The organism is Streptomyces sp. NPDC051578 (assembly GCF_044454045.1).
Lineage (GTDB): Bacteria > Actinomycetota > Actinomycetes > Streptomycetales > Streptomycetaceae > Streptomyces.
Window position 1 is genome coordinate 137966 of record NZ_JBITDH010000006.1, and the last position, 14447, is coordinate 152412.

General features: G+C 73.1%; 12 protein-coding genes. 6 read left to right on the plus strand and 6 right to left on the minus strand.

The features are described 5' to 3' along the window. Window positions 1-3: 3 nt before the first annotated feature. Together ACIA6C_RS24255 and ACIA6C_RS24260 are read right to left on the minus strand one after the other, a co-directional pair. Window positions 4-2292, minus strand: a complete 2289-nt coding sequence (locus ACIA6C_RS24255) for an ATP-binding domain-containing protein (RefSeq protein ID WP_399278885.1) — start codon at window positions 2290-2292, stop codon at window positions 4-6. Then, window positions 2289-3281 (minus strand): aldo/keto reductase, encoded by a 993-nt coding sequence (locus ACIA6C_RS24260; protein WP_361133288.1) that lies wholly within the window; start codon window positions 3279-3281, stop codon window positions 2289-2291. The genes ACIA6C_RS24255 and ACIA6C_RS24260 overlap by 4 nt, the downstream gene beginning before the upstream one ends. 100 nt (window positions 3282-3381) lie before the next feature. On the opposite strand from ACIA6C_RS24260, the gene ACIA6C_RS24265 reads away from it, so the two are divergent. Then, window positions 3382-4431 (plus strand): LLM class F420-dependent oxidoreductase, encoded by a 1050-nt coding sequence (locus tag ACIA6C_RS24265; protein WP_399278888.1) that lies wholly within the window; start codon window positions 3382-3384, stop codon window positions 4429-4431. A gap of 194 nt (window positions 4432-4625) precedes the next feature. After that, window positions 4626-5414 carry a ferritin-like domain-containing protein gene (locus ACIA6C_RS24270; protein ID WP_399278890.1) on the plus strand — a complete coding sequence of 263 codons (789 nt, stop codon included), beginning with the start codon at window positions 4626-4628 and terminating at the stop codon, window positions 5412-5414. A gap of 17 nt (window positions 5415-5431) precedes the next feature. Here ACIA6C_RS24270 and corA read toward each other — a convergent pair whose 3' ends face one another. Next, window positions 5432-6433 carry a magnesium/cobalt transporter CorA gene (gene corA, locus ACIA6C_RS24275; RefSeq protein ID WP_366082450.1) on the minus strand — a complete coding sequence of 334 codons (1002 nt, stop codon included), beginning with the start codon at window positions 6431-6433 and terminating at the stop codon, window positions 5432-5434. Between the two features lie 51 nt (window positions 6434-6484). On the opposite strand from corA, the gene ACIA6C_RS24280 reads away from it, so the two are divergent. The 4 genes from ACIA6C_RS24280 (at window position 6485) to mshC (ending at window position 9999) form a co-directional block, all read left to right on the plus strand. Then, window positions 6485-7174, plus strand: a complete 690-nt coding sequence (locus ACIA6C_RS24280; RefSeq protein WP_361133300.1) for a histidine phosphatase family protein — start codon at window positions 6485-6487, stop codon at window positions 7172-7174. Window positions 7175-7257: 83 nt separating this feature from the next. Beyond that, the gene (locus ACIA6C_RS24285; protein WP_329193911.1) at window positions 7258-7848 is read left to right on the plus strand and encodes a DUF3090 domain-containing protein; all 591 of its coding nucleotides are present in this window, start codon (window positions 7258-7260) and stop codon (window positions 7846-7848) included. Beyond that, window positions 7812-8648: an SCO1664 family protein gene (locus ACIA6C_RS24290; protein WP_399278893.1), complete on the plus strand. Its 837-nt coding sequence runs from the start codon at window positions 7812-7814 to the stop codon at window positions 8646-8648. The genes ACIA6C_RS24285 and ACIA6C_RS24290 overlap by 37 nt, the downstream gene beginning before the upstream one ends. A gap of 121 nt (window positions 8649-8769) precedes the next feature. Then, window positions 8770-9999, plus strand: a complete 1230-nt coding sequence (mshC, locus tag ACIA6C_RS24295) for a cysteine--1-D-myo-inosityl 2-amino-2-deoxy-alpha-D-glucopyranoside ligase (RefSeq protein ID WP_361133303.1) — start codon at window positions 8770-8772, stop codon at window positions 9997-9999. 116 nt (window positions 10000-10115) lie between these two features. On the opposite strand, the gene ACIA6C_RS24300 is transcribed toward mshC, so the two are convergent. The 3 genes from ACIA6C_RS24300 to glpK form a co-directional block, all read right to left on the minus strand. Beyond that, window positions 10116-11099: a PAC2 family protein gene (locus tag ACIA6C_RS24300; protein WP_329193908.1), complete on the minus strand. Its 984-nt coding sequence runs from the start codon at window positions 11097-11099 to the stop codon at window positions 10116-10118. Window positions 11100-11226: 127 nt separating this feature from the next. Then, entirely contained in the window at window positions 11227-12834 is a 1608-nt protein-coding gene (locus ACIA6C_RS24305) for an FAD-dependent oxidoreductase (RefSeq protein WP_399278896.1), read from the minus strand. A gap of 39 nt (window positions 12835-12873) precedes the next feature. Further along, a complete protein-coding gene (gene glpK, locus ACIA6C_RS24310; RefSeq protein WP_399278898.1) occupies window positions 12874-14400 on the minus strand; it encodes a glycerol kinase GlpK in 1527 nt (508 codons plus the stop codon). Window positions 14401-14447: the final 47 nt, after the last annotated feature.

Consider the following 14447-nt stretch of genomic DNA (forward strand, 5'->3'; position numbering starts at 1 on the left):
CCGTTACTCGGGCTGTTCCCGGGCGGCCGCCGCGAGGGCCCGCAGCAGGTCCGCCAGCCGGGTCGTGCGCGGCTTGGGCGCTACGTCGGCCACCGCGCGCGCCAGTGCCTGGTCGACGCCGTGCACCACGGACAGGTGCCGCTCGGCGCGCCCGAAGGCCGTGTACACCCAGTCCCGGGACAGCGCGTCCGCCGCGTCCCCGGGCAGCACCACGACCACCGCCGGCCAGCGCGCGCCCACGGCCTGGTGCCCGGTCACGGCCCAGCCGTGCCGCACCGCCGACTCCACCCGCTCCTTCGGGACGACGATCCGCGCCCCCGCGGCCTCCAGGTGCAGCCCCTGTGCGTCGGCGGACACCACGCGGGCCGGCAGGGCCCGCCCGGGCGCGGGCACGTACACCACCCGGTCGCCGGGGTCGAAGCCGCCGAACCGGCCCGGGCCGGGGTTCAGCCGCTCCTTGAGGGCAGCGTTCAGCGCCCGCGTCCCCGCCGAACCGCCGTGGCCCGGGGTGATCACCTGTACGTCGTCCGCCGGGATCCCGAGGGCGCGCGGCACCGACTCGGCCACCAGCTGGACCGTACGGTGGACGGCCTCACCCGCGTCCCGCACCGGGACGATGACGACCTCCTTGCCGGGGGCGTCGACCTGGTTCAGCTCCCCGATGCCGATGCCGGACACCAGCTCGCCCAGCGGGCCGGGATCCGGGACGCGGGAGACGACCTGGGGGCAGGTCCGGGCCGCCAGCACATCGGCGAACACCCGCCCGGGCCCTGCCGAACCGAGCACGCCGGGGTCCCCGGACAGCACCAGGCGGGCTCCGTCGGGTACCGACTCGACCAGCGCGGCCGCGCTCTCGACGTCCAGCTGGGGCGCGTCCAGGACGATGAGCAGGTCCAGCGCGAACTGCCCGTCGGCGTCCCGGCCGGGCCCCTCCGTCCCGTCGAGCAGGCCCGCCACGGTGACGGCGCCTTCGGCCGGGGTGTGCGCGGCCAGAGTGGCGCGCAGCCCGAGCCGGCGCGCGGCCGCCAGCAGGGCCGCCGGTTCGGCGCGGGCGGCCTCGCCGCCGGTGTGGGTGACCAGGCCGTGGCCGGAGACGGCCCGGATCAGCTCGGCGCCCGGACCGCCGGCGGCGGCCTCCTCCCAGTCCGCGGGGCCCGCGAAGGTGCTGGCCACCCGGGCCAGGCCGTCGGCGAGGCTTTCCTCGGCCAGGGCGTAGCCCTCCAGCCCCACGAGGACCGTGCCGGGCCGCTCGTCCTGCTCGCCCTGTTCGTCCTGCCGGTCTTCCGGGGACCCGGCGGACTCCGCCTCGGCCGACGGTTCGTGGAACACCAGTACCGCGCCTTCGCCGATGGCCTGTTCGAGGGCCCCGGCCGGGTCCGGTACGCCGTACTGGGCCAGCGCCTTCTCCAGGACCGGCGCCTCCAGGGCGGTGTGCCCCTTGAGCGCGGCCTGGGCCAGCAGCCAGCCCACCAGCGCGCCGCCCCGGCGCTCGTCGCCGGGCCCCGCCTCGTCGCCCAGCAGGGCGCGGGCGAAACCGTCGGTCTGGGTGGGGCGCACCCCGGCCACCGCCAGCAGCCGCCACGGGTTCTCGGTGAGCTGCTCGGCGGCGCCTTCGCCGAGCGCGGTGGCCGCCGGCCCGGCGAGCGCCTCGGGGGCACCGCCCCGGGCCAGCACGGCCCGTACGCCCTCGACGTCCCCGGCCGCCGCGATGGGCGCGGTGGGGCGGGGCGACGGGGGAGCGGGGGCGGCGGCCTTGCGCGGCGCGGCGGGAGCGTCGTCGAAGTAGGCGGCCGGCTTGGCCCCGCTCTCCACCGCCCGTACGGCGGCCAGCAGATCGGCGGCCGTGCCGCTGAGCTTGGCGCCCGCCTCGACCGGGGCCTGCCGCTCCGCCTTGCGCCGGGCGATCCGCTCCCGCTCGATCTTCTGCGCGGCCAGCTCCGCCTGCGCCTCGGTGAGCTCGGGCTTGGCGCCCTCGGCCGCCGCGGCCCCGTCCGTCGTCAACCCGGCATCCCCTTCGGCCGCGCCCGCGCCCTCCTCCGGGCCCGCCCCCGGGTCCTCGTCGGGCGTAGGGTCCTCCTCGGGCGCCGGGTCCACGGCTGCCGCCGGGTCCTGGGCCGGCGCCGGTTCCGGCGTCTCCCGCGGGCCCAAGCCGGCTTCGCCGGCAGCGTCCGACGCCCGGGGCGCGGGTTCCCCGCCGGGGGGTTCCGGGGTACACGCGCCCTCGACCGCCCCGGCCTCCGGTCCGGGGGCGTCCGGTTCGTCCGCGGCGGTGGCGGCGGGGTCGGTACTCACAGCGTGCTCCAGTCCTGATCGGGGTAGCGGTGCACGGGCGCCGACACGTCGTCCAGCGCCCGGCAGATCTCCTCCGGAAGACTAAGGGCCTCCACTGACAGCGCCGCCCCGAGCTGCGCCGGCGTACGCGCGCCGACGATCGGCGCGACCACGCCCGGCCGGTCCCGCACCCACGCCAGCGCCACCTGGAGCGGGGTCACCGCCAGCCCGTGCGCGGCCGTCGCCACCGCGTCCACGATCCGGCCCGACGCCTCGTCCAGGTACGGATCCACGAAGGCGGCCAGGGTCTGCGACGCGCCCCGTGAGTCCGTCGGGGTTCCCGCCCGGTACTTCCCCGTCAGCACGCCGCGCCCGAGGGGGGAGGAGGGGAGCAGGCCGACGCCGAGGTCCAGCGCGGCCGGCAGCACCTCCCGCTCCACGCCCCGCTGGAGCAGCGAGTACTCCATCTGCGTGGAGGCGAGCCGGGTCCGCATGCCGGGTGCGGCGAGCTGCCAGGTCGCCGCTTTCGCCAGCTGCCAGCCGCTGAACCCCGCCACCCCGGCGTACCTGGCCCGGCCGCTGCTGACGGCGAGGTCCAGCGCCTGGAGGGTCTCCTCCAGCGGGGTGCCCGGGTCGAAGGCGTGCACCTGCCACAGGTCCACGTAATCGGTCTCCAGCCGGGCCAGGGAGTCGTCCAGCGCCGCCAGGAGGTGCCCGCGCGAGCCGTCGCACCGCCGGTCCGGATCCCGCACGGAGCCCGCCTTCGTGGCGATCACGAGCTCCCGGCGCGGCACCAGCTTTCCGACGAGCTGCCCGAGGAGGTACTCCGCCTCCCCGCCCCCGTACACGTCGGCGGTGTCGACGAGCGTGCCGCCCGCCTCCCAGAAGGTCTTCAACTGCTCTGCGGCGCCCGCCTCGTCCGGTCCCTCCGCGGACCGGCCCCAGGTGAGGGTGCCGAGGCCGATCCGGGACACGCGCAGGCCGGTGCGGCCGAGATGCCTCTGCTCCATGAGCGCTGAGACTACTGGGGCACTGCCGCGGACGACCGGGGCGCGCTACAGTCCCCGCAGACCTACGTTACTGATCGGTAAACCGGTAAGGGGACGACTCATGCGGCTCGGCATCAATCTCGGTTACTGGGGTGCGGGCATGGACGGGGACAACCTGTCCGTCGCCCAGGAGGCCGACCGCCTCGGCTACGACGTCTGCTGGGCCGCCGAGGCCTACGGCTCCGACGCCGCCACGGTCCTGGCCTGGGTCGCGGCCCAGACCGAGCGGATCGACGTCGGCTCGGCGATCTTCCAGATCCCGGCGCGCCAGCCCGCGATGACGGCCATGACCGCCGCCACCCTCGACTCCCTGACCAAGGGCCGCTTCCGGCTCGGCCTCGGCGTCTCCGGACCGCAGGTCTCCGAGGGCTGGTACGGCATGAAGTTCGACAAGCCGCTCGCCCGGACCCGGGAGTACGTGGAGATCGTCCGCAAGGCCATGAGCCGCGAGCGCCTCTCCTACGAAGGACAGCACTGGACCCTCCCGCTGCCCGGCGGCCCCGGCAAGCCGATCAAGCTGACCGTGCACCCCGAGCGCGAACACATCCCGCTCTACATCGCCGCCATCGGACCGAAGAACCTGGAGCAGACCGGCGAGATCGCCGACGGCGCCCTGCTGATCTTCCCCGCCGCCGAGCACCTGGAGGAGACGGCGCTGCGCCACATCCGCGCGGGCCGTGAGAAGGCCGGGCTGACGATGGACGGCTTCGACGTCTGCCCCACCGTTCCCCTCGCCGTGGGCGACGACGTGAACACCCTCGCCGACATGTTCCGCCCGTACACCGCCCTGTACGTCGGCGGCATGGGCAGCCCCAAGCAGAACTTCTACAACCAGCTCGCGCAGCGCATGGGCTACGGGAAGGAAGCCGCCGAGATCCAGGAGAAGTACCTGGGCGGCGACAAGGCGGGCGCCGCCGCGGCGGTCCCGCACTCGTTGATCGACTCGACCACCCTGCTCGGCTCGGTGGAGCGGATCGCGGACGGGATGCGCGCCTACGCCGACGCCGGGGTCACCACCCTGACGCTCGCCCCGGCCGGGTTCACCCTGGACGAGCGGATCACCGCCCTGCGGGCCGGCGTCCAGGCCCTGGAGCACGCCGGTCTGGCCTGAGTCCGGAAGGCGGTCGAACGCCCTGCGGCCGTGGTGGGGGCTCGGGGGGTCTTCCCCGCCACGGCCGACACCGCAACAACGCGCGCGGCGGCCCCGGGGTTACGCCCCGGCGCCCCCGCCTTCGTTTCGTTCATTCGGCCGAGTCCCGCCACGCATCGGTTGCCCGCCCGCCGTATCCGTCTTTGACTCGGAGCATGCTCTCTGCCCGCAGCCTGTTCCAGGAGATCGTCGAGAACGACGACTCCTTCCAGCTGTTCTGTTCCATCGCCGCCAGCGGGGAGTCCCAGGGCGGCTGGGAGAACGGCCGCATCGCCGCGCTGGTCCCCGACCGCATGCGCCACCTCGCGCCCAAGATCGCCCGGCACGGCGCGGACGAGGACAAGCACGGCCGCATCTTCCACGCCCTGCTGCGCAAGCGCGGTCTGCCCGCCGTGCCCGTGCCGCCCGAGACGGACTACACGATGCTGCTGGAACGGCGGGAGATCGGGCTCGCGCACGAGAAGCTGCGCCGCGAGGAGCCGCTGACCGAGGAGGACATCGTCGTCTACCTCGCGCACAGCCGCGTCACCGAACAGCGGGCCGCCGACCAGATGGACATGCTGGTCAAGCACTTCGGGGACCACCCGGAGGTCGGCAGGGCCATCCGCATGATCAGCGACGACGAGGCCAACCACCTCGCCTACTGCCACGAGGAACTCCTCGCCCTCGTCCGCGCCGGCCACGGCCGGACCATCCAGCGGGTGCTGCGCGACAGCGCCCTCGCCGAGATCGGCATCTACCGGGACGTGAGCCTCGCCGTCATGGCCCACATGGGCAGGCTGCTGAGGTGGCCCGCGCCCAAGGCCGCCGCCCTCGCCGCCGGGATCCGCGGCATGTACGCCTACGAGCGGTTCAGCGGCTGGCACCGCATGGTCGGCCTGAGCATGCCCCGGCGCCGCGACGCGCTCGGCGGCGTACCGACCGGCGCGCCGGGCTACGCCTGACGGGCCTGCACGCCGGCCTACAGCCAGCCGCGGCGCTTGAAGAGCCGGTGCAGGCCCAGGCAGGCGGCCACCATGACCACCAGGACCGCCGGATAGCCCCAGCCCTGCCTGAGCTCCGGCATGTGGTCGAAGTTCATCCCGTAGATCCCCGCCACCATCGTCGGGACGGCCGCCATCGCCGCCCACGCGGAGATCTTGCGCATGTCGTCGTTCTGCCGGACGCCCATCTGCGCCAGGTGCGCCGACAGCGCGTCCGACAGCAGCCGGTCCAGCCCCTCGATGTACTCGTTCGCCTTCGTCAGGTGGTCGGCGACGTCGCGGAAGAAGGGCTGGGAGTGCTCGTGCACGAACGGCACCTCCCCGAAGGCGAGCCGGTCCATCGGCTGGAGCAGCGGGCTCGTCGCCCGGCGGAACTCCAGCACCTGCCGCTTGAAACCGTAGATCCGCGCGGCCGTGCTCTTGGTGGTGCGGCTGTCCGAGGCGTTCGGGGCGAACACCTCGGCCTCCAGTTCCTCCAGGTCCGCCTGGAGCTCCGCCGCGACCTCGATGTAGTGGTCCACCACCGCGTCCGACACCGCGTAGAGCACCGCCGTCGGCCCGTGCCGCAGCACGTCCGGATCCTGCTCCAGGCGGTGGCGCACGGCGGCCAGCGCGGCGCCCTCGCCGTGCCGGACCGTGACCACGAAGGAGTCGCCGATGAAGACCATCAACTCGCCCGTCGTCACCGTATCGGTGTCGTCGTCGTACATGACCGGCTTGAGGACCACGAACAGCGAGTCGTCGTAGACCTCCAGCTTCGGACGCTGGTGCGCGGTCAGCGCGTCCTCGACCGCCAGCTTGTGGAGCCCGAACTCCTGACTGACGTGCTCGAATTCCTCCTCCGTGGGCTCGTGCATCCCCACCCACAGGAAGGCGTCACCCGTCGCCCGCGCCTGGTCGAGGGCGTCCGAGAAATCCTCGGGTGCCTCGGAGCGGCGGCCGTCCCGGTACATCGCGCAGTCGACTATCACGCAGCGCATTCTCCCCCGTCCCGGCCCCCGCCCGCACACCGCCGCCATTAGGGTGGCCCCATGGCCACGCTGATCCTCGTACGGCACGGGCGGTCCACCGCCAACACCGCGGGCTTGCTCGCCGGATGGACCCCGGGCGTGAGCCTGGACGAACGCGGCGCCGAGCAGGCCGCCGCACTGCCCGCACGCCTCGACGGGGTACCGCTGGCCGCCGCCGTCAGCAGCCCGCTGCAACGCTGCCAGGAGACCCTCGCCCCGCTGCTGGCGGCCCGCCCCGGGCTGAACCTGCACACCGACGAGCGGATCGGCGAATGCCACTACGGCGACTGGTCCGGCCGCAAACTCTCCGAACTCGCCGACGAGCCCCTGATGAAGATCGTCCAGCAGCACCCCTCCGCCGCGGCCTTCCCCGGCGGCGAGACCATGCGCGCCATGCAGGCCCGCGCCGTGGACGCCGTCCGGGAGTGGAACGCACGGATCGAGGAGGAGCACGGCGCCGACGCCGTCTACCTCATGTGCTCGCACGGGGACATCATCAAGTCCCTTGTAGCGGACGCCCTCGGCATGCACCTCGACCTCTTCCAGCGGATCCACGTCGACCCCTGCTCCGTCACCGCCATCCGCTACACCGAGACCCGCCCGTTCCTGTTCCGCCTGGGCGACACCGGTGACTTCGCCGCCCTCGTGCCGCGCAAATCACCCGAAGACGGCGGGGACGCCGTCGTGGGCGGCGGAGCGGGCGCGGCCTGATCGAACGGCGCAGTAGGGTGGACGGGCCGACACAGGCAGCCCGCCCACGCCCCGCCCCTGCCACCGACACTTGGAGACTGGACGTGCCCCGTCAGGTGTTCCTTTACGACCCGCCGGACCGCTTCGTGGCCGGCACGGTCGGTCTGCCTGGACGCCGTACGTTCTTCCTCCAGGCCTCCTCCGGAACCCGCGTCACCAGCGTCTCCCTGGAGAAGACGCAGGTCGCCGCGCTCGCCGAGCGGATGGACGAACTGCTGGACGAGGTCGTACGGCGCACCGGCGGCAACGCCCCCGTCCCGGCCGTCGCCTCCACCGAGGCGGCCGACACCGCCCCCCTCGACGTTCCCGTCGAGGAGGAGTTCCGCGTCGGCACGATGGCCCTGGCCTGGGACGGCGAGGAACAGCGGATGATCGTCGAAGCGCAGGCGCTCGTCGAACTCGACGCCGACTCCGACGAGGACCTCGCCGAAGCCGAGGAGCGCCTCCTGCAGGACGAGGAGAACGGCCCGCCGATGCTGCGCGTGCGCCTCTCCGGCGCCCAGGCCCGCGCCTTCGCCAAACGCGCCCTCGACGTGGTCAACGCCGGCCGGCCGCCGTGCCCGCTGTGCAGCCTGCCGCTCGACCCCGAAGGGCACGTGTGTCCCCGCCAGAACGGCTACCGGCGCCAGGCGTGAGCGCCGTGAACCCGACCGAGGAACTGCTCGCCAGAGGTGAGCTCACCGTCCGGGGCCGCATCGCCGAGGCCTCCAACGCCGTCCTGTTGTGCACCGTGACGTACGAGGGCGTCAGCGCCGAATGCGTCTACAAGCCCGTCAAGGGCGAGCGGCCGCTGTGGGACTTCCCCGACGGCAGCCTCGCCCAGCGCGAGCGCGCCGCCTACCTGGTCTCCGAGGCCACCGGGTGGGGCCTCGTCCCGGAGACGGTGCTGCGCGAGGGCCCGTACGGCGAAGGCATGGTCCAGCGGTGGATCGACGCCGGTGACGCGCCGGAGCCGGAGCTGCTGGCGCTCGTCGAGGGCGAGGAGGCCGGGGAAGGCTGGAAGCCGGTCGCCCTCGCCGAAGTGGGGCAGGGGCGCACCGCGCTGCTCGTGCACGCCGACGACCCGAGGCTGCGCCGCCTCGCCGTCCTGGACGCCGTCATCAACAACGCCGACCGCAAGGGCGGCCACCTGCTGCCCGCCCCCGACGGCCGGCTCTACGGCATCGACCACGGCGTGACCTTCCACGCCGAGGACAAGCTGCGCACCCTGCTGTGGGGCTGGGCGGGGGAGCCCCTGACGGACGAGGCCCGCACGGTCTTGACCTCCCTCGCCTCCCAGCTGGCCGACGGGGGCCCCCTCGCCACCCGGCTGGCGGAACTGATCACCACCGCCGAGCTGGCGGCCGTACGGGCCCGTGTGGCCCTCCTGCTGCGCGAGGGAACGCATCCCCTGCCCTCGGGGCAGTGGCCCGCCATCCCCTGGCCACCGGTCTGAGCCGGCAGGGAACGGCCGGCTCGCACCAGGCACATACCCGGCCGGACCGCAAGAGTGGTGATCAAGCCAACAGTGCTGGTCCGGTTCGATGACGGAACATCCGTCCGGTTAGGCTCGAAGCATGCATGCCTGGCCCGCTTCTGAGGTCCCCGCCCTGCCCGGCAAGGGCCGCGACCTCCAGATCCACGACACCGCGACCCAGGGGACGATCACCCTCGCCCCCGGTCCCGTCGCCCGTATCTACGTCTGCGGCATCACGCCGTACGACGCCACCCACATCGGTCACGCGGCCACCTACAACGCGTTCGACCTGGTGCAGCGCGTGTGGCTCGACACCAAGCGGCAGGTCCACTACGTCCAGAACGTCACGGACGTCGACGATCCGCTGCTGGAGCGGGCGCAGCGCGACGGCCACGACTGGACCGAGCTCGCCGAACGCGAGACGGCCCTCTTCCGCGAGGACATGACTGCCCTGCGGATCCTGCCGCCGCGGCAGTACATCGGCGCGGTCGAGGCCATACCCGGCATCGTGCCGCTCGTCGAGCGGCTGAGGGACGCGGGCGCCGCCTACGAGCTCGAAGGCGACGTCTACTTCTCGGTGGAGTCCGACCCGCACTTCGGCGGTGTCTCCCACCTCGACGCCGAGGCCATGCGGCTGCTCTCCGCGGAGCGCGGCGGCGACCCCGAGCGCCCGGGGAAGAAGAACCCGCTCGACCCGATGCTGTGGATGGCCGCGCGGCCGGGCGAGCCGAGCTGGGACGGCGGCTCCCTGGGCCGAGGCCGGCCGGGCTGGCACATCGAGTGCGTGGCCATCGCCCTGGACCACCTGGGCATGGGCTTCGACGTCCAGGGCGGCGGCTCCGACCTGGCCTTCCCGCACCACGAGATGGGCGCCTCGCACGCCCAGGCGCTGACGGGCGAGTTCCCGATGGCCAAGGCCTACGTGCACGCGGGGATGGTCGGGCTGAACGGCCAGAAGATGTCGAAGTCCAAGGGCAACCTGGTCTTCGTCTCCGCGCTGCGCCGGGCGGGCGTCGACCCGGCCGCGATCCGGCTCGCGCTGCTGTCCCACCACTACCGCGCCGACTGGGAGTGGACGGACGCCGTCCTGGAGGAGGCGGTGGCCCGCCTGGAGCGCTGGCGCGCGGCCGTGTCCCGCCCGGACGGCATCCCGGCGGACGCCCTGGTCGAGGAGGTCCGCGAGGCCCTGGCGAACGACCTGGACGCCCCCGCCGCGCTGGCGGCCGTGGACCGCTGGGCCGAGGCCCAGAACGCCTCGGACGGCTCCGACGAGTCGGCCCCGGGCCTGGTCTCCCGCACGGTGGACGCCCTGCTGGGCGTGGCGCTCTGAGGACCGGCCCCGCCGGCGCTTGAGCGCGGGCGGGGCCGCGCCCCACAAGGCCGGGCGCAGCCCGGTCCGCTCGCGCGAAGGCGGGGCCGGATCCCGAGGATCCGGCCCCGCCTTCGTCACGCCTCCGGAGGCGCGTCCTCGCCCGGCGCCGCAGCCGGCGGTTCCTCCGGCGGCTCCGGGTCGGGCCGCAGCCGCGGCTTCGTACGGCCGCTCGACGTGTCCCGCAGGTACGACCCGTCACCCGGCTCCGCGGCTGCGGAAGGGTCCCGCCGCCGCAGGTACCGCTCGAACTCGCGGGCGATCGCGTCCCCCGACGCCTCCGGGAGGTCCGCGGTGTCCCGCGCCTCCTCCAGCGTCTGCACGTACTCCGCCACCTCGCTGTCCTCGGCGGCCAGTTGGTCCACGCCCAGCTGCCACGCCCGCGCGTCCTCCGGCAGTTCGCCGAGCGGGATGCGGATGTCGAGAAGGTCTTCCAGCCGGTTCAGCAGCGCCAGCGTCGCCTTCGGGTTCGGCGGCTGCGACACGTAGTGCGGCACCGCCGCCCACAGCGACACCGCCGGGACGCCCGCGTGCGTACAGGCCTCCTGGAGGACGCCGACGATCCCCGTCGGGCCCTCGTACTTCGTCTCCTCCAGGTCCATCGTCCGCGCCAGGTCGGCGTCGGACGTCACCCCGCTGACCGGGACCGGCCGGGTGTGCGGGGTGTCCCCCAGCAGCGCGCCCAGGATGACCACCATCTCCACGCCCAGCTCGTGCGCGAAGGCGAGGATCTCGTTGCAGAACGAACGCCAGCGCATCGAGGGTTCGATCCCGCGCACCAGCACCAGGTCACGCGGCTTCGCACCGCCGATCCGGACCACCGAGAGCCGGGTCGTCGGCCAGGTGATCTTGCGAACCCCGTTCTCCAGCCACACCGTCGGCCGGTTGACCTGGAAGTCGTAGTAGTCCTCGGCGTCCAGAGCCGCGAAGACCTCGCCCTTCCACTCCCGGTCCAGGTGTGTGACAGCACCGGAGGCGGCGTCACCCGCGTCGTTCCAGCCCTCGAACGCGGCCACCATGACCGGGTCGATCAGCTCGGGCACGCCCTCAAGCTCGATCACCCAGGTCTCCTTCCGAAGTTCCCCTTGTGTACGTGGGCCAGCCTAAGCCTTGAGGGGACCCCGGCCACAGCCCACGACGGAGGGGCGGTTCCCCCCGGAACCGCCCCTCTTCCCCCTGCCGTGACGGCTACGCCCTGCCGCCCAGCATCTCCTCGACCCTGCCCCGTACCTCGGTGCTGTCCAGGCCGCGCACGGTCACCGTCGTACGGCGGCGCAGCACGTCGTCGACCGTCTCGGCCCACTCGTTGTCCCGGGCGTACGCGACCTGCGCCCAGATCTCCGGCCCGTCGGGGTGGATCCGCTCGGCCAGCGCGGGGTCCTCGTTCGCCAGGCGGGCGATGTCGAAGGCCAGCGAGCCGTAGTGCGAGGCCAGGTGCCGGGCGGTGAGCGGGTCCATCCGCGAGCCGGGCTCCCGGTCCACCAGCAGCCGGTGCGCCACCGCGTTGGGGTTGGCGACACCGGGCAGCGGGACGCGGCGCACCAGCGACTTCACCGGCTCCATGTCCTCGGTCAGCGGGCTGCCGGGCAGCTTCGCCAGCTTGTCCATGACCACGCGGCCGATGTGGCGGTACGTGGTCCACTTGCCGCCGGCCACCGACAGCATGCCGCCGGCGCCCTCGGAGACGACCGTCTCCCGCTTGGCCTTCTCCACGCCGCCGGGGCCGCCGGGCAGCACCCGCAGGCCCGCGAAGGCGTACGTCATCAGCGAGCGGTCCAGGTCCGCGTCCTTCACCGAGAAGGCCGCCTCGTCCAGGATCTGCTGGATGTCGGCCTCGGTGGCGCGCACGTCCGCGGGGTCGCCCTCGTAGACCTCGTCGGTCGTGCCGAGCAGCAGCTGGTCCTCCCACGGCAGGGCGAAGGTGATGCGGTACTTGTCGATCGGGGTGGCCATGGCGGCCTTCCACGGCGACTTGCGCTTCATCACGATGTGGGCGCCCTTGGACAGGCGGATCGACGGCATCGCGTGCTTGTCTTCCATGCGCCGCAGGTGGTCCACCCACGGGCCGGTGGCGTTGAGCACGACGCGCGCGTCGACCCCGAACTCGGTGCCGTCCAGGCGGTCCTTGAGCTCGGCGCCGCTGACCCGGCCGCGCGTCATGCGCAGACCGGTGACCTCGGCGTGGTTCAGGACGACCGCGCCCGACTCGACGGCCGCGCGCACCGTCATCACGGCGACGCGGGAGTCGTTCATCTGGTGGTCGTAGTAGACCGCGACGGCCTTGAGGTTGTCGGTCTTGAGACCGGGGTTGTCGGCGACGGCGCGGGCCGGCGATATGACCTTGCCGATGCCGTCACCGAAGGCCGACAGGGCCGAGTACGCGAACACGCCCGCGCCCAGCTTCGCGGCGCCGACCGGGCCGCCCTTGTAGACCGGCAGGTAGAAGGTGAGCGGGTTGACCAGGTGCGGGGCCACGTCCTTGGCCAGGACCCGGCGCTCGTGGTGGTTCTCCGCGACCAGCTTGACCGCGCCGGTCTGGAGGTAGCGCAGGCCGCCGTGGACCAGCTTGGAGGAGGCCGAGGAGGTGGCGCCGGCGAAGTCGCCGGCGTCCACCATGGCAACCCGCAGACCCGACTGCGCGGCGTGCCAGGCCACGGACGTGCCCAGGATTCCACCGCCGATGACCAGCAGGTCGTACGTGGCCTTCGCCAGCTGCTCACGGGTCTCGGCGCGGCTCGCGTTGGAGCCGGCGGTCGGGTGCGAACCCAGTGCGGGAACGCTCTGCAGGGTGCTCATATCTTTTAGCTCCTCGTCGATTGACTCAGCTGAACGGGGTCAGCTGGCGTCTTCGTCGTCGATCCAGCCCATGGACCGCTCGACGGCCTTGAGCCAGTTCTTGTACTCGCGGTCCCGCTGCTCGGCGGGCATCCGCGGGGTCCACTCCGCCGCGCGGCGCCAGTTGGCGCGCAGGGCGTCGGTGTCGGGCCAGAAGCCGACGGCCAGGCCGGCGGCGTAGGCGGCGCCGAGGCAGGTGGTCTCGGCGACCATCGGGCGCACCACGGGGGCGTCCAGGAAGTCCGAGAGGGTCTGCATCAGCAGGTTGTTGGAGGTCATGCCGCCGTCGACCTTGAGGGCGGCGAGCTCGACGCCCGAGTCCTTGGTCATGGCGTCGGTGATCTCGCGGGTCTGCCAGGCGGTGGCCTCCAGCACGGCGCGGGCGATGTGCGCCTTGGTGACGTACCGGGTCAGGCCGGCGATCACACCGCGGGCGTCGGAGCGCCAGTACGGGGCGAACAGGCCGGAGAAGGCGGGCACGAAGTAGGCGCCGCCGTTGTCCTCGACGGAGGAGGCCAGCGTCTCGATCTCGGCGGCCGACTTGATCAGGCCCATCTGGTCGCGCATCCACTGGACGAGCGAGCCGGTGACGGCGATGGAGCCCTCCAGGGCGTAGACCGGCTTCTCCTCGCCGATCTGGTAGCCGACCGTGGTCAGCAGGCCGCTGTAAGAGTTGATGATCTTGTCGCCGGTGTTCATCAGCATGAACGTGCCGGTGCCGTACGTGGACTTCGCCTCGCCCTCGGAGAAGCAGGTCTGGCCGAAGAGGGCGGCCTGCTGGTCGCCGAGCGCCGAGGCGACCGGGACGCCGGCGAGCACGCCTTCCTTGACGTGGCCGTAGACCTCGGCGGAGGACCGGATCTCGGGGAGGACGTTGAGGGGGACCTCCATGGACTCGGCGATGCGCTCGTCCCACTCCAGCGTGTGGAGGTTCATCAGCATGGTGCGCGAGGCGTTGGTGACGTCGGTGACGTGCACGCCGCCCTGGGCGCCGCCGGTCAGGTTCCAGATGACCCAGGAGTCCATGGTGCCGAAGAGGATGTCGCCGGCCTCGGCGCGCTCGCGCAGGCCCTCGACGTTGTCGAGCAGCCAGCGGACCTTGGGACCGGCGAAGTACGAGGCGAGCGGCAGGCCCGTCTCGCGGCGGAAGCGGTCCTGGCCGACGTTGCGGCCGAGCTCCTTGCACAGGACGTCGGTGCGGGTGTCCTGCCAGACCAGCGCGTTGTGCACCGGCTCGCCGGTGTTCTTGTCCCACAGGAGCGTGGTCTCGCGCTGGTTGGTGATGCCGACGGCCTTGACGTCGGACGCCGTGATCTCGGCCTTGGCGATGGCCCCGGCGACGACCTCCTGGACGTTGGTCCAGATCTCGGCGGCGTCGTGCTCGACCCAGCCCGGCTTCGGGAAGATCTGCTCGTGCTCCTTCTGGTCGACGGCGACGATGCGGCCGTCGCGGTCGAAGACGATGCAGCGGGAGGAGGTGGTGCCCTGGTCGATCGCGGCGATGAAGGGGCCGGTGCTGCTGGTCATGGTGGCTGCTCCTGGCGGCTCTGGTTGGCGGAATCAGGGGGCGGTGC